A 19,879-nucleotide genomic window follows, 5' to 3' on the forward strand; every position below is an offset into this window, starting at 1 on the left:
TTCTGAGAGAGACGTCCTCATGACCATGGCCACCACCGCCACGCGCCCCGACACTCCCGGCAGCGACTTCGCCCGGTTGTCGAAGAAGATCGCGGACGCCGGACTGCTGGGGCGTCGCCCCGGCTACTACACGTTACGCATCACCGCCGTGACCGGGCTCTACGCCGCCGGATGGGCCGCGTTCGTCCTCGTCGGCGCCTCCTGGTGGACACTGGCGATCGCCGCGTTCCTGGCCGTGATGTACGGGCAAGTCGCCCTGGTCGCCCATGACATGGCCCACCGGCAGGTGTTCCGCCGCCGCCGGGCCAGCGAGTTGTCCGGACGGATCGCCGGCGCGTCGATCGGCATGAGCTACGGCTGGTGGCAGGACAAGCACACCCGTCACCACGCCAACCCCAACACCGAGAACCTCGACCCCGACATCGGACCCGACCTGCTCGTCTGGTCCCCGGACCAGGCCCGCGCCGCCACCGGACTGCCCCGCCTGCTCGGCCGCTGGCAGGCGTTCCTCTTCTTTCCCCTGCTCACGCTGGAGGGCTTCAACCTGCACGTGGCGAGCGGCAGGGCCATGGCCAACCGCCGGCTCAAACGCCGGGCGGTCGACGGCGCTCTGCTCCTGGGGCACTGCGCCGTCTACCTGGCCGCCCTGTTCTGGGTCCTGCCGCCCGGGATGGCGATCGCCTTCCTCGCCGTCCACCAGTGCCTGTTCGGCGTCTACCTCGGTTCGGCCTTCGCGCCCAACCACAAGGGGATGCCGATCCTGACGGCCGACGACCGCCCCGACTTCCTCCGCCGCCAGGTGCTGACCTCACGCAACGTCAACGGCGGCCGGTTCACCGACCTGGCGCTCGGCGGCCTGAACCACCAGATCGAGCACCACCTGTTCCCGAGCATGCCCAGCCCCAACCTGCGCAAGGCCCGCGCCATCGTCCGGCGGTACTGCCGGGACCTGGGCGTCGACTATGCGGAAACGGGCCTGGTCGCCTCCTACCGGTTGGCACTCACCAGCCTCCACGACGCCGGCGCCCCGCTCCGACGGACCCGCGTCCCCACTTAGCGGGGCGAGACGCCGCCGTGGGTACGGCGGCGTCCAGGACGCAGCCGTCCGCGTCCGCCGTACCGGGAGCCCCGGCGCTCGCCGGCGTCGTTCGCGACCGGGGACCGTCGGCGTACCGCCGACCCTTCGTCGGTCTTCCGGTCTGGTGCGACGACACCGCTGCGGCCGTAGTGGAAGGCGGCACTTCTGCCCCCGTGCTGAGAGTTCAGGCGGTGGATGAGGAACGCGCCTGCCGCGATCACCGCCAGCAGCACGAACACCGTCACGAGGATGTCCATGGCCCTCACACCCTTTCCGGCCGGTCCCTCGCGGTGGCGACGGCGACTCGAAGCCATGGAGAAGTGACGGAAGCACCGGCTCCATGTCCTCCTTCGGACTCCCACACCGCTTCCCTGGTGCGGTCGGCCTCGGCGGTCACCGTCAGACGCGCGGCATCCGCCAGCAGGCTGCTCGCGGTCGCTGTCCGGCGCGGGTCGCTCGCGGCGGCCATCAGCCAGGCGGCCGCGGCCGGAGGCGTCTGCGGGGGAACGACCAGCAGGTTCCAGCGGCCCACGTGGTAGGAGAGCAGCAGCAACTCGTGCTCGTCCTGCTCGAAGCGGAACCAGCCCACCTTCACCACGTGCCCGGCGACAGGCACCTTGCGCGGGACGACCGGCCACTGGGCGGGGTTCACCGTGATCCGGGTGATCCGCCCCCACAGCGGATCCAGAACGGACGCCAGGGCCGGCAGTTCGGCGGTGAGATCACGCGAACGCGGCCACCAGGCGCCGTCCAGCAGGAGCGGTGCCGAACCGGCGGGGACGAGCGAGAGACGTACGGGAGACGTGGGACGCCGGTCTTCGGACGTCGTCGGAGGGGAGACGGTCGCAGTCATGACGCGAACCCTGCCCCGGGCGGGCCTGAGCCGACCCGGCGTATTCGATCACCGAAAACGGCACAGACGCGAAATGCCCGTGCGCGGAGTGTCCCCGGTTCCTCCAGCCTACTCTTCGCGGCGCCCGAGCAGGCCGTACGCCGGGAGCAGCCCGCCCGATGAGGCCGAAGCCTCTTGTCGGGGCTCGTCGAGGAGTAGCCTGAGGACTTCGAGGGCTTTCGTGCACCGGCGCCGCCGGTCCCGTCCTCGGTCACCCAACCACCGGGCGCGCCGTCAGCCAGCGCAGGCCCGCAGTCAGGCTTCTTCCTCATGATCATGAACACCACTCAGCTCCGTCCGCACGCGGCACCGTTCCGACCACGTGCCGCACGCCTCGTCCTAGGATCCGCCAGCCGCTTCGGCCGTCCGGACGGCGCCTGGTGGCCACGGACCCGCGACCTGGCACGAGAACTCGGCGAACTGGCCGACGTGATCGATCCGCTGTGGGGCCGGCTCACCCACGTGGCCGTCAATCCCCGCCACTGGCAGCCTCTCCCGCACGGCCTGGTCGTCGTCAACGGCTACGAGGTGGCGGTCGACCGATTCACCGAGGTGCTCAACCCGCACAGGATCCTGCTGCAGTCCTACACCGCGGGCCGCTGGGATCTCCTCGTGGTGCCGCCCCCGACGAGCGCGTCGTCAGCAGCCCGGCTCATGGCGGCCGTGGCGTAGCGCAGCGGTGGGTGCATGCCCCGGGCCCACACGCTCCGTGCCGGTGTCGATGAGGATCTGTTCCGCCGGCGTCTGACTGCCTGCGCGCACGGCTGCGGCCATGGCCGCGCGGGCCGCGTCGGCCGCGGTGTGCGGCGGAACCACCAGCAGCGAGAAGAGATCATTGCCGCCCCGGGTGATGAGAACGGTGTCGTCTCCGACCGGGAAGGAGTCGATGCGGACGACCCGACCGTCGATCGTCAGCCGCGTCGGCAGCTCGTCCCAGGCGTCGGTGTCCAGACCGACACGTGTGATCGGCCCGAGGTACTCGGACAGCGCGGAGACGAGGCCGGGCAGTTCACCGGCGATGTCGCGGGAGCGGGGCCACCACGCCCCGTCGAGCGCGCCCTTCCGGTCATGGGTCGTCTCGAGCCGCACCACGGCGGTTCCAGGTCGCGAAACCGCCTGATGCACAGCGTCGGGCAGGAGCCTGGTCACCCGCGGGGGGTCGGGGTCGGACATCGCACTCGCCTGCCTACCGGGAACGGCAAACCGAAAGCCTCCTGGTTTCACGGTACTCCTCGGCCGACGACGGCCGGGATTCCACGATCACCGGGCTACTCACCGTCATCGCCGCACGCGATGAAGAACAAGGTCGAGGTGTGCTTCCCTCGACCTGCGCTTCTGGGCGGCACCAAGGCCCGTCACCCCGACGTACTCGCCGCCAACGCAAGGAACGCGCCAGCGCCCGCGGTGTCGGTCTGTCAGCAGCCGCCGGAGGCGGCCGGTGCGCCGATGCCGATCTGCAGCGTGGCAGGGGCCGCGCAGCAACCTCCGCCTTCGCCGCTCCGCGCGGCGTCGGGCTCGTCGAACAGACCCGCGCCGCCACACACACCGGTCTCCGGCAGGGTCAGCTCGACGCGTTCGGCCGCCTCGTGGTCACCGGCGAGAGCGGCCGTGATGGAGCGGACCTGCTCGTAGCCGGTCATGGCGAGGAAGGTGGGGGCGCGGCCGTAGGACTTCATGCCGGCCAGGTAGACGCCCTGCTCCGGGTGGGACAGCTCCTTCACGCCGTGCGGGTAGACCGTGCCGCAGGAGTGGACGTTCGGGTCGATCAGCGGAGCCAGCGCGGTCGGGGCCTGGAGGCGTTCGTCGAGGCCGAGGCGGAGCTCGGAGAGGAAGCTGAGGTCGGGGCGGAAGCCGGTCAGGACGACGACCTCGTCGACCGCGTCCAGGCGGCGGCCGTCCTCGGCGACCAGGACCAGCCGGTCGCCGTCACGCTCGACCGCTTCCGTACGGAACCCGGTGACGGCGCTCGCGTGCCCCTGCTCCACCGCCGCCTTGGCACGCAGGCCGAGGGCGCCGCGGGCCGGGAGCTGGTCGGCCTCGCCGCCGCCGTACGTGGCGTCGCCGATGCCTCGGCGCAGGATCCAGACCGCGTGTGTGTCCGCCTCTTCCCCGGCCAGGTCGGCGAGCAGGGCGAGAGCGGTGAAGGCGGAGGCGCCGGAACCGACGACCGCCGTGCGCTTGCCGGCGTAGCGGGCTCGGACAGCCGGGTCCTTCAGGTCGGGGACGCGGTAGGTGATGCGGTCGGAAGCGGACTTCTCACCGAGGGCGGGGATGCCGTTCGCACCCATCGGGCCGGGCACGGACCAGGTGCCGGAGGCGTCGATGACGGCGCGGGCGGTGATCCGCTCCTCGCCGCCGTCCGCTGTCTCGATGTGCACGGTGAAGGGCTGCTCCTCGCGGCCGGAGTCGACAATCCGGTCCCGGCCGGCGCGGGCCACGCCGGTGACCGTCACTCCGTAGCGGACCTGGTCGCCGAGGACGTCCGCGAGCGGCTGGAGGTACCGCTCGACCCAGTCGCCGCCGGTCGGGTACGTCGTCTCGTCGGGGCGGACCCAGCCGGTTGAAGCGAGCAGCTTCTCGGCGGCCGGGTCGGTGACCTCGGCCCAGGGCGAGAACAGGCGGACGTGCGCCCACTCGCGCACCGCAGTGGCAGCGGACTGGCCGGCCTCCAGCACCAGGGGCTCCGCGCCGCGCTCGACGAGGTGTGCGGCTGCGGCCAGGCCGACGGGGCCGGCGCCGATGACCACAACGGGCTGCTGGTGGTCGGTGGTGGACACGCTGGTGTTGGACACGGCGACGACACTCCCTTTTGCTTCGACATCTGTCGATCCCTTGCGAGACCAGGATGGCACCTGCTTCGATGGGCGTCAACATAGACACTTATCGAAGCCGTAGTACTTGAGCGATCCGAGGGAGCGGGCATGGAACACGTCGACGTGGCGGTCATCGGTGGTGGCCAGTCCGGACTGGCCACCGCACACGCCCTGCGCAAGCAGGGTCTGGCACCGGTGATCCTGGAAGCGTCCGGGCAGCCGGCGGGGTCATGGCCCCGCTACTACGACAGCCTCGCCCTCTTCTCCCCCGCGGCCCGCAGCTCCCTTCCGGGCCTGCCGTTCGGCGGCGATCCGGACCGCTACCCGCACCGGGACGAGGTCGTCTCCTACCTGCTGCGTTACGCCGAGCGCCTGGACGCCGACGTCCGCACCGGTATGCGTGTGCAGGAGGTGCGTATGAGCGACGGAGCCTTCGTCCTTACCCTGGAAACCGGAGAACGCATGACGGCCCGGGGCATCGTGGCGGCCTCTGGAACCTTCGGCCGGCCTCACCGGCCCGCCCTCCCAGGGTTGGACGACTTCACGGGCACCGTGCTGCACGCGGCCGAGTACTGCGGGCCGGAACCACTCGCCGGGCTGGGGGGCTCCCCGGCCGGAGGTTGGGGGAGGGTGGTGGTCGTCGGGGCCGGCAACTCGGCGGTGCAGATCGCCGCCGAGCTGGCCACACATACCCGGGTGACGCTCGCGGCGCGGCATCCGGTGCGGTTCGCCCGGCAGCGCCCGCTGGGCCGGGACCTGCACTGGTGGCTACAGCGGACAGGGCTCGACACCTTGCCGGTGGGCAGGTTCCTGCGCACGCCGCCGACACAGTTGGTGATCGACGACGGCCGCTACCGCGCCGCGGTTGCAGCCGGCGCCCCTGACTTGCGCCCGGTGTTCAGCGCGATCGACGGCACGAAGGCGACATGGACCGACGGCGCCATCGAGGAGATCGACACGATCGTCCTGGCCACCGGCTACCGACCCGACCTCGGCTATCTGCGCCCGCTCGGCGCCCTCGACTGCGACGGCCAACCGCGCCACCGGGAGGGCCTGTCGACCACCCATCCCGGACTGGCGTACGTCGGCCTGGAATGGCAGCGCAGCCTCTCCTCGAACTCCCTGCGCGGGGTCGGCAGGGACGCCGCCCGCGTCGTACGGCGCCTTGTCGCCCATCTCGACGCCCGCTGACTCTGGCTGGGCTAGTTCGACATGTGTCAACATAGACGTATGTCGAATGCCAAGGCACTGCCGCTGCTGGAACGATCCGAGGCCCCCGTCGCCGCGGTGCCGTGCTGCCCGCCGTTGAGCGAGCGTCCCTTCACCGCCGAGGAGGCCGAGCGCACCGCCCGTATGTTCAAGGCGCTCGGCGACCCCGTGCGGCTGCGGCTGTTCTCGGCCGTCGCCTCGCACGAGGGCGGCGAGGCATGCGTGTGCGACATCTCCGACGTCGGTGTCTCGCAGCCGACCGTCTCCCACCACCTGAAGAAGCTCAAGGAGGCCGGCCTGCTCACGTCCGAGCGGCGCGGCACCTGGGTCTACTACCGGGTCGAGCCGTCGGTACTGGCGGCGATGGGACAGCTGCTGGCCGTTCGGTAGCGCACGCGGATCACCTTGCACCTTTGAGAAGCCCGGCGATCTGCCGCGCTGCGTCGCGGGCCGCCCGTCCGACGCCGATGAGCGTGGCGGAGGCGGGGCCCGTCCAGTCTCCGTATCCGAGGAGGTGCAGCCGGGGGTCCGCCACTGCACGCGTGCCCTGGGTGGGGATGTGGCCGCGCAGGCCCAGGGGTGACAGGTGGGAGAGGGCAGGCCGGAAGCCGGTGCACCAGATCACCACGTCGGCGGGCGCTCGCGTGCCGTCGACCCAGGCGACGCCGTCGCGGTCGAGGCGGGCGAACATGGGTGACGCTTTGAGCCGCCCGGCGTCCCGGGCCTCGCGCACGGGCGGTACGGCGACGATGTCCCCCAGCGAGGCGACGCCTCCGGTGTCGGTGCGGCCCTCGTCGAGGGCGCGACGTCGGGCGGTGGCCGCGTCGAACAGGGCGCGGCCGTCGATGTCGTCGGCGAGGTACCGGGGCGGACGCCGGGTCACCCAGGTCAGTTCGGTGTCGTGGGCGAGGTCGGCGGCGATCTGCGCGCCGGAGTTGCCGCCCCCGACGACGATCACGCGTTGGCCCGCGAAGTCCCGCGGTCCGCGGTACGAGACGGTGTGCAGTTGCCTGCCCTGGAAGTCGCCGCGGCCGGGGACGGCGGGGAGGAAGGGACGCCACCAAGTGCCGGTCGCGCTGATCACCGCGCGTGTGTACCACGGGCCGGAGTCGGTCTCCACTCGCAGCAGCCGGCTGTCGGCGTGCACGCCGATCACCCGGACGGGTCGCTGCACCGGGAGGTCGTATCGCTTCTCGTAGTCGCTCAGGTAGGCGACCAGGTGCCCGGCGTCCGGGTACTCCTGGCCCGACTGCGGCGGCATGAGGCGGCCGGGGAGCGAGGAGAAGGCTGCCGGGGAGAACAGGTGGAGCGAGTCCCAGGTGTGCTGCCAGGCCCCGCCCGGGGTGGCCTGGGCGTCGAGGACAACGAAGTCGAGGCCCAGGCGGCGCAGGTGGTAGCCGGCGGCGAGCCCTGCCTGACCGCCGCCGATCACCACCACGTCGGAGTGCTGTGTCATGCCGCCTGCGCCGCCGCGCACGTGATGGACCGGACGGTGCGGGCCGTGAGGCAATGCATCAGTAGCCTCTGCCCTCGGTGGTCGGAGCGGACGGGGTGAACTTCTTGCGCCAGGCCAGCGAAACATAGACGAGGCCGATCAGGACGGGCACCTCGATGAGCGGACCCACCACGCCGGACAGGGCCTGGCCGGAGGTGACACCGAAAGTGGCGATGGCGACGGCGATGGCCAGCTCGAAGTTGTTGCCGGCGGCGGTGAAGGCGAGGGTGGCCGTCCGGTCGTAGGCGAGGCCGATCGCCTTGCCCAGCAGGAAGGTGCCGAAGAACATGACCGCGAAGTACACCAGCAGCGGCAGCGCGATGCGGACCACGTCCAGCGGCTGCGAGGTGATGGTCCTGCCCTGCAGGGCGAACAGGATGACGATCGTGAACAGCAGGCCGTAGAGCGCCCACGGACCGATCCTCGGCAGGAAGCGGGACTCGTACTTCTCGCGGCCGAGCCTCTTCTCGCCGATGCGGCGGGTGAGGAAGCCCGCGAGCAGTGGAACACCGAGGAAGATGACGACGTTCAGGGCGATCTTCCACATGGAGATGTCCAGGCGTTCGCCGTCGCCCAGACCCAGCCAGCCGGGCAGCAGGTCGAGGTAGAACCAGCCGAGCAGACCGAACGCCAGGACCTGGAAAACGGAGTTGAGGGCGACGAGTACGGCGGCGGCCTCGCGGTCGCCGCAGGCGAGGTCGTTCCAGATGATGACCATGGCGATGCAGCGGGCCAGGCCGACGATGATCAGGCCGGTGCGGTACTCGGGCAGGTCCGGCAGGAAGATCCAGGCGAGCGCGAACATCACCGCCGGGCCGACGATCCAGTTGATCACCAGCGACGAGGCCATGAGCCTGCGATCGCCGGTAACGGCGTCGAGCCTGTCGTAGCGGACCTTGGCCAGGACCGGATACATCATGACCAGCAGGCCGACGGCGATCGGCAAGGAGATGCCGCCGATCTCGACCCTGGCAAGGGCGTCGTCCAGACCCGAGATGGCTCGGCCCAGGCCGAGGCCGATGGCCATGGCGATGAGGATCCAGACGGCGAGGAAGCGGTCGAGCGTCGACAGCTTCGCGACGACGGAGGGCTCCTCGGTGGTCGTCGCGGGGGCTTCGGTGCGGGTCACGGACAGGCCCTCTTGTTCTCGACGGCGTTGCGTGCGGAGTCGGCCAGGTCGGCGAACTGGCCGGCGAGCGAGGCGATGACGTCCGGGCGGAGCCTGTAGTACGTGTAGCGGCCGCACGGCTCGGTTTCGACGACGCCGGCCTCGCGCAGCACTCTCAGGTGGTTGGAGAGGTTGGTCTGCCGGGCACCGGTCTCCTCCACGAGGTGGGTGGTGCACAGCGTCTCTTTGGCGAGCAGGGTCACGATCCGCAGCCTGAGCGGGTCCGCCAGGACCCGGATCAGGTCAGTGTCGACTGACGTCATCATGCACTGATACTCTCACATCAGTGGTGACTGACACCATCGGGCGCTGATGCCATGCGCGCCTGATGCCGTCTCGAGACAAGAGAGACCTCCTGATGCCCGACAAGCCTTCCGTGCTGTTCGTCTGCGTCCACAACGCCGGCCGCTCGCAGATGGCAGCCGCGTGGCTGACCCACCTGGCCGGGGATCGCGTCGAGGTCCGTTCCGCCGGATCCAACCCGGGCGAGAACGTCAACCCGGCCGCCGTCGAGGCGATGCGCGAGGTCGGTGTCGACATCTCCGCCGAGGTGCCAAAGATGCTGACCGTGGACGCGGTCAAGGAGTCCGACGTCTGCATCACCATGGGCTGTGGCGACACGTGCCCGGTCTTCCCGGGCAAGCGCTACTTGGACTGGCAGTTGGAGGACCCGGCCGGCCAGGGCGTCGAGGCCGTCCGCCCGATCCGCGACGAGATCAAGGTGCTGGTCGAGGGCCTGATCAAGGAGATCGCGCCAGAGCCGCAGTCATGAGCAACGCCCGCAGCCCGCACTCGGATCGACCATGGCCTCACGACAGATCGCCTACTTGAGCCGGCGTACACACCTCGGAGCATCCACGGCCCCGGGCACCGATAGCGCGCAGCGCAGCAACCAACCCGTCGGCCTTCCCCACCACCGATACTCGACAAAACCTCGGTCCAGGCTCGCGTCACGTCGCCGAAGTCCAGCAACAGCCCCCGGACCTGCCGGAGCAGAACGCGCAGGACCACAACACCCGCGACGCCTCCGAGCCCCATCCCGATCCACCACATCGGCCGCCTCCTCGCCCAGAACCCCAGGCTGCCTGCGGCGAAGATCGAAGTCTGTGCCCAAAGGGACGCTTTTTGTGATCTTGGCATCCTCGGTTAGGAGTGTGCACACGCAAGTCACCGTGGCAGCGGTGCTCCCCCGCCAGGCATTCCTCATCACCAAGTGCCCAGCGGCCCTCCGCGAAGCAGCGCCGACCAGCCTCGTGCCCACAGCGTGCCCATACGACCGGACAACAACGGTAAACAGCGGCGCGGAACAGGTAGCCGAAAACGCGCTCCAGAATACGTAGCCGCAGGTGAGAGGTGATCTCACCCGTGAAGCGCCGTCGCTTCCCAAGCTGAGAGCGCGAGTTCGATTCTCGTCACCCGCTCCATGCGAAACCCCCAGGTCATCGACCCGGGGGTTTTGTGCGTGTGGGCCAGTGGTACAGCCTTTCGCGCCTGATGCTCAGTTGGCTGTCGTAACCGGTTCCCGGGCCTCCGTGCCCGGTTCCCTCCCCGTGGCGGCGAGAGCCGCACTCACGCCGGCTGCCGTCTGCAGCCCTGTGGTGAAAGGCGTCCTTCGCCGTGGCAGGTAGGCCGCGACCGCGAGGGTGCCAGTGATCGCGATACCCAGGGCGAGGCCCAGGTCGTATGCCGTCCGACCGGTTGCCGCGGCGGCACCCGTCTTCTCCGCGGGCTCGGCGCCGACCGCCAGGGCCGTGCCGAGGACGCTGATCGGGGCGGTCAGCCCCGCGGATCCGGGCAACAGCCACAGCCCGGCCTCCAGCGGCGACCGACCCGCCACGGCCCGCAGATGCTGCGGGACGAGATACTCGGCGCCGTCGAGGGCCGTCATCCCGAATGACTTGGCCGTTCGTCCCGTCGGGAACCGGCCGAACCGCCCTGGCCGAGCAGGGTGAGCTGCCCAAATCAGATGCGCACTCGGAGTAGGCCCAGGATCTGTCCCCCGAGCGAGCTACCTGTTTTTGTCCTCTCTGGGGTGACGCGCGCCACCGGTGGTCCCTTGTTGACTCGAGTCGGCAACACAACGGCCGGGCAAGACGGACCAGCCCAGTAGCTAAGGACAACACCATGACCACGACGCGCAGTTCCGCACGGCACGGTCTCCCCAGAAGCCGCCGGATCGCCGCAGCTCTGCTGGTTTCCACGCTGGCGGGAACCGCACTGGTCTCGTGCAGTGCCGACGCCGAGAGCTCGAAACCGGCCAAGGCCTCCGGCAAGAGCGTCGGCGAGACCGCGGGCGACGCCAAGATCGCCTGGGGCGAGTGCCCGGCCCCGGCCGAGGGGCAGACCCGTGACCCCGACCTGGCCTGTGGAACGTTGGAGGTGCCGCTCGACTACCAGAACCCGGGCGGCAAGAAGATCGACGTGGCGGTCTCCCGGCTGTCCACCGCGCAGCCCGGGAAGCGACGCGGCGTTCTGCTGCTGAACCCCGGCGGGCCGGCCCTGGGCGGTCTCGGCATGCCCGGGACCGTGGCGTCCGCACTGCCGAAGTCCGTGCTGGACCGCTACGATCTGATCGGTTTCGACCCGCGCGGCGTCGCACACAGCACCCCGCAGAGTTGCGGTCTGCAGGACCCCGGCGTGCCCGGACTCTTCCCCTATCCTGCCGCGGACGGCTCGATCACCGAGAACGTGGCCCTCGCCAAAACCGTCGCCAAGCAGTGCGCCGACACGGTGGGCGAGAACCTGCGGCACTACAACACCGCCAACACCGCCCGCGACATGGACCGCATCCGCCAGGCGCTCGGTGAGAAGAAGATCTCCTACTGGGGCCAGTCCTACGGCACCTACCTCGGCGCCGTCTACCGCTCCCTCTTCCAGGACCACACCGACCGGATGGTCCTGGAAGGCAACGTCGACCCCACCAAGGTATGGGCCGGCCAGGTGGCGGGCACCTGGGGCAAGGGCATGGCCGACCGGTTCCCCGATGCCGCCCGCGTCGCCGCGGCGCAGGCCGGCACCCTCGAACTGGGCACGGACATCGAGGAGGTGACCCACACCTATCTCGCCCTCGCCGACCGGCTCGACCGCACGCCCGCAGCGATTCCCGGCACACCGGTGTCACTGGACGGGGCACTGCTGCGGAACATGACCTACGCCCTGCTTCTGCACAACGACGCCCTTCCCGTGCTCGCCAAGTTCTGGAAGGCAGCCGACAACCTGTCCCACGGCACCACCACGGCCGCCGACAGCGCGGTTCTCAAGGAGGTGTTCGCCCAGACGCCGGCGTCCCCGGGCGTCCCCGCGGACAACCAGGCCACCATGTTCCTGGCTCTCACCTGCGGCGACGCCGAATGGCCGCACGACGTCGACGGCTACGCCGCCCGCACCACCGCCGACCGCGAGAAGTGGCCGCTCACCGCGGGCATGCCCGCCAACATCTGGGCATGCGCCTACTGGGACAAGCCGGCTGAGGCGGCTGTCAAGGTCAACAAGGGCGGCCCGCGCAACACCCTGATCCTGCAGAACCGCCGGGACAACGCCACCCCGTGGGAAGGCGGCGTCGGACTGCACAAGTCCCTCGGCGACGGCTCTGCCTTCGTCGGCGTCGACAACGGCGGGCACTCCGTCTACGGCCAAGGCTCAGCCTGCGCCGACAGGGCCACCGTCGACTTCCTGGCCACCGGCCGGCTGCCGGACAAGGACGTCTACTGCACCGACGTCACCCAGAAGTAGCCCGCCGGCACGCGGTCCCTCCCTGTCCGGCGACAAGGTCACGGTGCTGCACATGCTCGGCCCGGCAGTGAGCAGCCCGGTGTCTTCCACGCCCGAAGTCAGAATCGTCACCCCGCCGCGGCCTCGCCGCCGCTCAGGCGCTCGCGGGCTTCTCAGCCGGCCTGGCCCGGGTCAACCGCATCCGGGCCGAAGGTGGCGACGAGTGCCTGCGCGATCAGGCCCGGAAGGTCGGTCCGCCCGTCGTCCTCGGCCCAGCGCACCAGTGCCGTGTGCATGGCGGCCAGACAGGCACCGGCCGCCGCCCGGGCGCGGAACTCCGCATCGGGATCGGTGACGTCGTTCCCGAGGCCGTCGACGATCGCCTGCTGGAGGGCGTAGTGGCTGTCCAGGTGTCTGGCTCGCAGGGCGGGCGTCGAGATCATGAGCCGGAGGCGGGCGAGCAGGAACGTGTCGCCCGCTGCCGGATCGTCCGGGCGGCCGCCGCCGGTCAGCGTCGCGGCCGCGTCGACGAGGGCACTGCTGATACGGCGGACCAGGGGCTGCGCGGCCGACGTGGCGGCGATCCGCTCGGCGACCAGCGGGCCGTTCTGGTCGACGAGCACCAGGTCTTCCTTCGTGGGGAAGTGCCGGTACACGGTCATGGGCGACACGCCTGCGGCTTCGGCGATGTCGGTCACGGTCGTGGCGTCGTATCCGCGCTCGACGAACAGCCGTACGGCGAGCGTCTGAATCGCGCGCTGCGTCTCCGCCCGCCGTTGCGCTCGCAGCGTTGAGTGCTGACCCACCATGTGGTAGACCCTACCTTGCTGATAGTGACTAACAGATTGGTAGTCACTCACAAGTCACTCACAACAGCGGGGTGGACATGAAGGACACGGACGACCTGACCGGCAGGACGGCTCTGGTGACCGGCGCGTCGCGTGGCATAGGACGAGCGACCGCAGTCCGGCTGGCGGTGAAGGGGGCCGCGGTCATCGTGCATTTCGGCACGGACGAGAACGGTGCGGCAGCGACGGCCGAAGAGATCGAGCGTGCCGGTGGGACGGCTTTCACCGTCCGGGCGGCACTGGGCGTGGAGGACGACGTCGACACGCTCTTCGCGGGAGTCGAGACCGCACTGGCCGGGCGCCCGCTCGACGTCCTCGTCAACAACGCGGCGGCCGCGCCCGCCGGACCGATCGGGGCCACGACACGCGAGGAGTTCGACCACCTCTTCGCGGTGAACGTGCGAGCGCCGTACTTCATCGTCCAACGCGCACTGGACCTGCTCCCCGACGGCGGCCGCGTCATCACGATCTCCTCCGTGGCGACCCGGATGGCCAACCCCTCCCAGACCTCCTTCGCCATGACGAAGGGAGCGGTCGAGACCATGAGCACGACGTTGGCCAACGAGCTGGGCGTACGGGGAATCACCGTGAACGCGGTTGCTCCCGGCGCCACCCGGACCACGACCAACGGGGCGTCCTTCGAAGCACCGGGCCTGGCGGAGCTCATCGCCGGCACGACGGCGCTCGACCGGCTGGGCACGCCCGACGATGTCGCCGACGTGGTCGCGTTCCTCGCCTCCGACGCGGCACGCTGGATCACCGGGCAGGTCGTCGACGCGAGCGGTGGCCTGTTCCTCGGACCGCGCGTCTGAGTGAGCTGCGGTGAACCGGGGTGCCCGGCACGCCCACCGAATCGAGGGGCGCGGTCAGACCCGCCCCGCTCACTGGGCTTCCTCGGTCCGGCCACCTCTGATGCACCTTTAACGAGATCCTGACACGGATGGACTGCTCATCCAGGGTTCGCGCACGTCTGCCCGCATACGCTGATGGGCGCCTTCTCCCGGCGGCGCGTCGGTGACCGGTGGCCGACGCGCCAGATGAAGGCACCACCACTACTGCGCTGGGCAAGCCGGGAAGGGCTGATCACGGACATGGCGGACAACGACGGGTCGGCTGTGCCGGAAGTCGTGGACAGCCCGGCCCTGCGCCCGCAGCCGAGCGGCAGGCCGGCCCAGTGGATGCTGCGCCATCAGGTGCAGCCGGTGGGCCCCGCGGCCGGCGAGGGGCACGCGGAACCGCACGCGTGGTGGAAGGTGATGTGCCTGACCGGGGTCGACTACTTCTCCAGCCTCGCCTACGTTCCCGCCATCGCGGCCCTGGCCGCGGGAGCCGTCTCCCCGTTGGCGACCCTGCTCATCGTGGCGCTGACGCTGCTGGGGATGCTGCCCATGTACCGGCGGGTGGCGAAGGCGAGCCCGCACGGGGCGGGGTCGGGGGCGATGCTGGAAGACCTGCTGCCGTTCTGGTGGGGCAAGCTCTTCGTCCTGGTCCTGCTCGGCTTCGTCGCCACCTCCTGGATCATCACCATCACCCTGTCCACGGCGGACGCCTCCGTCCACGTGGTGGAAAACCCCTTCTTCCCCGCCGCGCTGCACGGACACGAGGTCGCCCTCACCGTGGTGCTGCTGCTGGTCCTGGGAGGGGTCTTCCTGCTCGGCTTCAGCGAGGCGGTCCGCGTGGCCATCCCGCTGGTCGCCGTCTTCCTGGCCCTGAACGCGGTCATCATCGGCGTCGGCCTCGTCGACGTGTTCACCACGCCGGGGGCGTTCTCGGCCTGGACCGACGCGCTCGTGGAAGGCGGCGGGGTCTTCGGCGACCTGCTGACGCCGGCGCTCCTGGCGTTCCCGCTGCTGGTGCTCGGCCTGTCCGGTTTCGAGACCGGGGTGAGCATGATGCCGCTCATCTCCGCCGACGGCGCCGACGACGAACAGCGGCTGCGTTCGCGGATCCGCAACGCCCGCGCGCTGCTCACGACCGCCGCGTTGATCATGAGCGTCTACCTGTTGTCGTCGAGCTTCGTGACCACCGTCCTCATCCCGCACGACGAGTTCGAACCCGGCGGCGCGGCCAACGGCCGGGCCCTGGCCTGGCTCGCCCACGAACACGTGGGGGAGGCGTTCGGCACCGTCTACGACATCAGCACCATTCTCATCCTGTGGTTCGCGGGCGCCTCCGCGATGGCGGGACTGGTCAACATCGTCCCCCGCTACCTGCCCGGCTACGGCATGGCACCCGAGTGGGGCCGAGCGGTGCCGCCGGTCGTCCTCGTCTACACCGTCGTCTGCGTTCTGATCACCATCGCCTTCGACGCCGACGTGGACGCGCAGGCCGGCGCCTACGCCACCGGCATTCTGGCCATGATGGTGTCGGGGGCCTTCGCCGTCACCGTGTCCACCGCGCGACGCGGCCACCGCCCGGCCGCGACCGGGTTCGCGCTGCTGACCCTGGTTCTGCTCTACGCCCTCGTGTACAACATCGTCGACAAGCCCGACGGCATCACGATCTCCGGATTCTTCATCGCGGGCATCATCCTCGTCTCGCTGATCTCCCGTATCGCGCGCACCACCGAGCTGCGCGCCGACCGCATCGTCTTCGACCCGGACGCCCGCCGTTTCATCACCGACACCCTCGCCCACGACCGGTCCATCAACATCGTCGCCAACCGCCGCGAGACCGGCGACAGCGCCGAGTACCGTGCCAAGGAACTCGAACAGCGCGGAAACAACCCCGTGCCGGCACCGGCCGACGTGCTGTTCCTCGAAATCGACGTCGTCGACCCGTCGGACTTCAGCGACACCCTCACCGTGCACGGCGTCGAGGTCGGTGACCACCGCGTCCTGCGCGCCGAGGCCCCGGCCGCGCCCAACGCCATCGCCGCCATCCTGCTCGCCCTGCGCGACGCGACCGGCGTCCGGCCGCACTGCTACTTCGCCTGGGCCGAAGGCAGTCCGCTGCGGCACATGTTCCGCTACTTCCTGCTCGGCCGCGGCGACACCGCACCGGTCACCCGGGAGATCATCCGCAGCAACGAACCCGACCCCGACCGGCGCCCCGGCATCCACGTGGGCAGCTGACCCCGCTCGACCGCATCCGGCTGGTGCTGCTGCCCGAGCCGGGTGACGCCCCGGCCGCCGAGACGGCGCCTTCGGAAGAACTCGCGTGCCGCTGTCGATCCCGTCGGGTCCCGTTCGACATCTTGATGCAGGACGCATCGCCAGGAAGCAACAGGACCTGATGAGGGAACGCATGGATCAGCTACTGCGCGTACAGAACTTCACCGTCTCGCGCGACGGCGTCGCCGCCGGCGAGGACCAGAGCCTGGAGCGGCCCTTCGGCCACGACGTCGATCCGGGGCAGCTCTTCGCCTGGGCGGGCGCCACGGCGAGCTGGCCGAACCGCACCGAGCCGGGAGGAACCCGGGGCCTCGACGACTACTTCGCCCGGGACTTCAGTCACCACATCGGCGCCGAGATCATGGGCCGCAACAAGTTCGGGCCCCAGCGCGGCCCGTGGCAGGACCACGAGTGGCAGGGCTGGTGGGGTGACGAGCCGCCGTTCCACACGCCGGTGTTCGTCCTGACCCACCACGCACGTCCGTCGTTCACGCTCTCCGACACCACGTTCCACTTCGTGGACGGCGAGCCCGCCACCGTGCTCGCGCAGGCGCGAAAGGCCGCGCAGGGCAAGGACGTCCGGCTCGGCGGCGGAGTGAGCACCGTCCGGGAGTTCCTCGACGCCGGGCTCGTCGACACCCTGCACGTGGCCGTCGCGCCGGTGACGCTCGGGTCCGGGCTGCGCCTCTGGGACTCGCCCGAGCAGCTGCTGGAGCGGTACCACATGGAGGTCGTGCCCAGCCCGAGCGGTGTGACGCACCATCTCTTCTGGCGTCGGTGACATGAGTCCCGGACCGTGCGTCCGACGGCAGGAGGAGGTCAGCCCGTGTGCACCTTCAGAGCCGTTCGGACGGCTGATTCGAGGGCGCCCTCGATCCAGGCGGGCTTGATCGAGGTGTGGTCGCCCGCGAAGTGCAGGGGCCCCTCCGACGTGGGGATGTCGGGGAACAGCTCCGTGTGCTGGCCGGGGAAGAGCACGGACGCCTCGCCGTAGGCGTAGTGGTCGCGCATCCACGACTGGGTCCGGCACTTGGTGGTGAAGAAGACCTCGCACCGGCGCCCGAAGACGGCCTGCACTCCGGCGAGGGCGCGCAGACAGCGCTCCTCGTCGGCGTAGGCGTCCCACTTGAGGGCGTCGTCGGACCAGCTGTAGGAGGCCAGCACGATGCCGCCGTCGCTGCCCTCCATGGGGTGGGCGTGCTCGAAGTACATGAAGCGGTTGGCGTTGTCGCTGACGGATCCGCCGCCCCGGACGTGCGCGGCCTCGACCTCGCCCTCCCCGGCGGGCCGGAAGGCGGCGAAGCAGTGCTTGTAGGTGTCGGGGACCGTCACCCCCAGGTCCCGCACGGACTTGTGTGCGCCGAGGTGCCGGGCGTCCGTGACCCTGCCCGCCCGGTACTTGTCGTAGAGGCCGTCCTCGATGCCGTCGAGGGCCTGCTTCCACTGCTCCTCGGTCCACTCCCACCAGCGGCGGGAGAACTCCAGCAGCACCTTGGTCGCGGCGTCGTAGTGCAGCTCCGTGACGGCCCGGCGCTTGCCGTACGACAGCGGGGGGTCGAAGGCGACGTGCCGCAGTCCGGAGAAGGGAACGGTGACGATCGCCTCGTCCCCCTCGAAGACCTCCGTGGTGCCTCCCTTGCCCGTCTGGCAGTCCTCGGAGACGGTGTGGACCCGTACCTTGCCGCCGGTGCGTTCGATGCGCACGGCCCGCCGGTCGAGCCGTACCTTTCCCTTCACCGGCGCGTACATCGCGTCGGCGAGCAGCGCGGTGCCGCCCTTGATCTCCCAGAACCTGGTACTGGGGTCGATCAGCGCGCTGGACAGGAAGCTGTGCAGGAAGGAGAGGTGCAGCCGCGAGGTCAGGTTCTGGATGGTCCCGACGAGGTCGAGCGTCCTCGTGTCGAGACCGGCGGCTTCGGTGAGGTAGCGGTACATGGACCAGTGCCCGTACTTCTTGAGGACCTCGGTCCAGCCGTCGACGAGTGCCGTGCCCTCCTTGCCGCGGATGAGCCGGTGTACGGGTTCGAGGGCGTCGGCGAGGATGGCGGCGGCGGTCTTGCCGCGGTTGGCGCCGGTGACGCCGAAGGTGTCGTTGACCCGTGCCGGGTTCTTGTCGTAGTCGGCGCGCCGCTCGTGGACGCCGTTGACGTGGATCCAGGTGCGGTTGGTCTTCTTCGCCGGGTCGTCGGGGTCGACGTCGACCAGGTAGAACTCCTGGCGGGGCAGGTCGAACCTCTTGAGCAGGGCCATGAGGAGCGGGTGGCTCTCCGGCAGCCGCATGGCCCCGGCCTCGGCGTACTGCCGGGGGTCGGCGAAGGGCTGGCGGCCCTTCTCGTGACCGCCCTTGCGGAAGGTCTTGATACGGCCGCCGACCCGGTTGCCGTTGGCCTCGATCACGACGACGTCGTGGCCCGCGCGGTTGAGCAGGTCGGCGGCGAGCAGTCCCGCCGGACCGGCCCCGACCACCAGGACCCGCTTGGTGGCCTTGCCCCGGCTGGCCGGCAGGCCGTCGTTGACCGCCTTCACGTAGGACGGGACCAGGGGCCTGTCGTGTGCGTCGTGGACGACGACCGCGCGGGCGACCGTCCGGTACGCCTCGGGGTCGGTGCCGGGCGGCGCCGCGGTCGGCGTGATCCCGGGCGCGGTGGCGGGACTGAGCGCGGTCGCGGGAGCGGGAGCGGCGGGAGCGGCTGGAGCGGGGGCGGCGGAGGCGGCGGTGAGCCCGACGGCGATCGCCGAGGCACCGGTCGCCGTGACCACGGAGCGCCGCGAGGGCGCGGTCCGGCGGGGAGACTCGCCGGACGGCGCGCTCGCGCCTGAGGTGTTCGCGTTCTGAGTGTTCATCACGCCCCAGCCTTGAGGGCCTCTTGGCGCAGGAACGACACGGTGGCGGTGCGCTCACACGGACGGGATGTGTAAACCACTCAAACCGGTCCATAGGATGTACCGGTGTTCACTTGATCCGTACCGGAACACGGACCGGGACACCGCTCCCGCCGCTGATCTATCTTGGCGGCCATGCAGTCATACACGATCGGCCAGGCGGCCCGGCTGCTCGGCGTGAGCCCGGACACCGCGCGGCGGTGGGCGGACGCGGGCCGGGTGGCGACCCATCGCGACGAGGCCGGGAAGCGGCTCATCGACGGGAAGGACCTGGCCGCCTTCTCCGTGGAGCTCGCGCAGAGCGGGAGCGGTGAGGAGGACGCCTCCTACACCTCGGTGCGCAACGCCTTCCCCGGCATCGTCACCGCGATCAAGCTCGGTGACGTGGCGGCCCAGGTGGAGATCCAGGCCGGTCCGCACCGGCTGGTTTCGCTGCTCACCCGGGAGGCCGTGGAGGAGCTGGGGCTGGAGGTCGGGGTGGAGGCCACCGCCCGCGTGAAGTCGACGAACGTGCACGTCGACCGGGTCTGAGCCGGCCGCACAGCGCGCCGTACGAACGCACATGCCAGGCGAGGGGATCGATGGCCCCGCTCATGCGAAGCACCAGGAGACTTTTGGCTTGCATCTGCGGCAGTATGCTTGGCGTATGCCCGTACGTTCTGTCCCGGG

Annotated in this window: 20 protein-coding genes; 10 read left to right on the forward strand and 10 right to left on the reverse strand. The window is 70.4% G+C overall.

The genetic code is table 11. The features are described from left to right. Positions 1-19 precede the first annotated feature (19 nt). Complete coding sequence (locus tag ACH4D3_RS35365; protein ID WP_393210676.1) at positions 20-1,057, forward strand: fatty acid desaturase family protein; 1,038 nt, start codon at positions 20-22, stop codon at positions 1,055-1,057. Here ACH4D3_RS35365 and ACH4D3_RS35370 read toward each other — a convergent pair. Then, on the reverse strand, positions 1,054-1,335 hold the full coding sequence (locus tag ACH4D3_RS35370; RefSeq protein ID WP_165685330.1) for a hypothetical protein: 282 nt from the start codon (positions 1,333-1,335) through the stop codon (positions 1,054-1,056). The two genes, ACH4D3_RS35365 and ACH4D3_RS35370, sit on opposite strands and share 4 nt — an antisense overlap. Positions 1,336-1,340: 5 nt before the next feature. Beyond that, entirely contained in the window at positions 1,341-1,931 is a 591-nt protein-coding gene (locus ACH4D3_RS35375) for a DUF5994 family protein (protein ID WP_031043866.1), read from the reverse strand. Positions 1,932-2,246: 315 nt separating this feature from the next. Between ACH4D3_RS35375 and ACH4D3_RS35380 the strand changes: the two genes are divergently transcribed. Further along, positions 2,247-2,642 (forward strand): DUF5994 family protein, encoded by a 396-nt coding sequence (locus ACH4D3_RS35380; RefSeq protein WP_398331067.1) that lies wholly within the window; start codon positions 2,247-2,249, stop codon positions 2,640-2,642. On the opposite strand, the gene ACH4D3_RS35385 is transcribed toward ACH4D3_RS35380, so the two are convergent. Further along, entirely contained in the window at positions 2,610-3,143 is a 534-nt protein-coding gene (locus ACH4D3_RS35385) for a DUF5994 family protein (RefSeq protein ID WP_398331070.1), read from the reverse strand. The genes ACH4D3_RS35380 and ACH4D3_RS35385 overlap by 33 nt on opposite strands. 242 nt (positions 3,144-3,385) lie before the next feature. Next, positions 3,386-4,762: an NAD(P)-binding domain-containing protein gene (locus ACH4D3_RS35390; RefSeq protein ID WP_191878945.1), complete on the reverse strand. Its 1,377-nt coding sequence runs from the start codon at positions 4,760-4,762 to the stop codon at positions 3,386-3,388. Between the two features lie 129 nt (positions 4,763-4,891). Here ACH4D3_RS35390 and ACH4D3_RS35395 point away from each other — a divergent pair, with 129 nt between their 5' ends. Both ACH4D3_RS35395 and ACH4D3_RS35400 read left to right on the forward strand, forming a co-directional pair. Then, the gene (locus tag ACH4D3_RS35395; protein ID WP_115742902.1) at positions 4,892-5,974 is read left to right on the forward strand and encodes an NAD(P)/FAD-dependent oxidoreductase; all 1,083 of its coding nucleotides are present in this window, start codon (positions 4,892-4,894) and stop codon (positions 5,972-5,974) included. Between the two features lie 39 nt (positions 5,975-6,013). Further along, positions 6,014-6,382, forward strand: a complete 369-nt coding sequence (locus ACH4D3_RS35400) for a helix-turn-helix transcriptional regulator (RefSeq protein ID WP_031045997.1) — start codon at positions 6,014-6,016, stop codon at positions 6,380-6,382. 10 nt (positions 6,383-6,392) lie between these two features. Here ACH4D3_RS35400 and ACH4D3_RS35405 read toward each other — a convergent pair whose 3' ends face one another. The 3 genes from ACH4D3_RS35405 to ACH4D3_RS35415 are packed head-to-tail and all read right to left on the reverse strand — an operon-like array spanning position 6,393 to position 8,921. Then, positions 6,393-7,448 (reverse strand): ArsO family NAD(P)H-dependent flavin-containing monooxygenase, encoded by a 1,056-nt coding sequence (locus ACH4D3_RS35405; RefSeq protein ID WP_115742903.1) that lies wholly within the window; start codon positions 7,446-7,448, stop codon positions 6,393-6,395. Between the two features lie 58 nt (positions 7,449-7,506). Beyond that, the gene (gene arsB / locus ACH4D3_RS35410) at positions 7,507-8,616 is read right to left on the reverse strand and encodes an ACR3 family arsenite efflux transporter (RefSeq protein WP_061443464.1); all 1,110 of its coding nucleotides are present in this window, start codon (positions 8,614-8,616) and stop codon (positions 7,507-7,509) included. Further along, positions 8,613-8,921 (reverse strand): helix-turn-helix transcriptional regulator, encoded by a 309-nt coding sequence (locus ACH4D3_RS35415; protein ID WP_019324863.1) that lies wholly within the window; start codon positions 8,919-8,921, stop codon positions 8,613-8,615. The genes arsB and ACH4D3_RS35415 overlap by 4 nt, the downstream gene beginning before the upstream one ends. A gap of 92 nt (positions 8,922-9,013) precedes the next feature. Between ACH4D3_RS35415 and ACH4D3_RS35420 the strand changes: the two genes are divergently transcribed. After that, positions 9,014-9,427, forward strand: coding sequence for an arsenate reductase ArsC (locus tag ACH4D3_RS35420; RefSeq protein WP_031046009.1), 414 nt, complete (start codon positions 9,014-9,016; stop codon positions 9,425-9,427). A gap of 726 nt (positions 9,428-10,153) precedes the next feature. Here the strand turns inward: ACH4D3_RS35420 and ACH4D3_RS35425 are convergent. Continuing rightward, on the reverse strand, positions 10,154-10,543 hold the full coding sequence (locus ACH4D3_RS35425) for a hypothetical protein (RefSeq protein ID WP_398331077.1): 390 nt from the start codon (positions 10,541-10,543) through the stop codon (positions 10,154-10,156). 236 nt (positions 10,544-10,779) lie between these two features. Here ACH4D3_RS35425 and ACH4D3_RS35430 point away from each other — a divergent pair, with 236 nt between their 5' ends. Beyond that, on the forward strand, positions 10,780-12,387 hold the full coding sequence (locus tag ACH4D3_RS35430; protein ID WP_398331080.1) for an alpha/beta hydrolase: 1,608 nt from the start codon (positions 10,780-10,782) through the stop codon (positions 12,385-12,387). Between the two features lie 152 nt (positions 12,388-12,539). On the opposite strand, the gene ACH4D3_RS35435 is transcribed toward ACH4D3_RS35430, so the two are convergent. Then, the gene (locus ACH4D3_RS35435) at positions 12,540-13,175 is read right to left on the reverse strand and encodes a TetR/AcrR family transcriptional regulator (protein ID WP_398331083.1); all 636 of its coding nucleotides are present in this window, start codon (positions 13,173-13,175) and stop codon (positions 12,540-12,542) included. A gap of 77 nt (positions 13,176-13,252) precedes the next feature. Between ACH4D3_RS35435 and ACH4D3_RS35440 the strand changes: the two genes are divergently transcribed. From ACH4D3_RS35440 to ACH4D3_RS35450, 3 genes are all read left to right on the forward strand, one after another. Then, on the forward strand, positions 13,253-14,026 hold the full coding sequence (locus ACH4D3_RS35440; RefSeq protein WP_398331086.1) for an SDR family oxidoreductase: 774 nt from the start codon (positions 13,253-13,255) through the stop codon (positions 14,024-14,026). Positions 14,027-14,305: 279 nt separating this feature from the next. Then, on the forward strand, positions 14,306-16,288 hold the full coding sequence (locus ACH4D3_RS35445; protein WP_398331413.1) for an amino acid transporter: 1,983 nt from the start codon (positions 14,306-14,308) through the stop codon (positions 16,286-16,288). Between the two features lie 172 nt (positions 16,289-16,460). Continuing rightward, complete coding sequence (locus ACH4D3_RS35450; RefSeq protein ID WP_398331089.1) at positions 16,461-17,108, forward strand: dihydrofolate reductase family protein; 648 nt, start codon at positions 16,461-16,463, stop codon at positions 17,106-17,108. 38 nt (positions 17,109-17,146) lie between these two features. On the opposite strand, the gene ACH4D3_RS35455 is transcribed toward ACH4D3_RS35450, so the two are convergent. Continuing rightward, positions 17,147-19,171, reverse strand: coding sequence for a flavin monoamine oxidase family protein (locus ACH4D3_RS35455; protein WP_398331092.1), 2,025 nt, complete (start codon positions 19,169-19,171; stop codon positions 17,147-17,149). A gap of 174 nt (positions 19,172-19,345) precedes the next feature. On the opposite strand from ACH4D3_RS35455, the gene ACH4D3_RS35460 reads away from it, so the two are divergent. After that, entirely contained in the window at positions 19,346-19,741 is a 396-nt protein-coding gene (locus tag ACH4D3_RS35460; RefSeq protein WP_356867466.1) for a helix-turn-helix transcriptional regulator, read from the forward strand. Positions 19,742-19,879 lie beyond the last annotated feature (138 nt).

Origin of the sequence: Streptomyces sp. NPDC018026, assembly GCF_044327745.1 — a bacterium.
Classification (GTDB): domain Bacteria; phylum Actinomycetota; class Actinomycetes; order Streptomycetales; family Streptomycetaceae; genus Streptomyces; species Streptomyces rubrogriseus.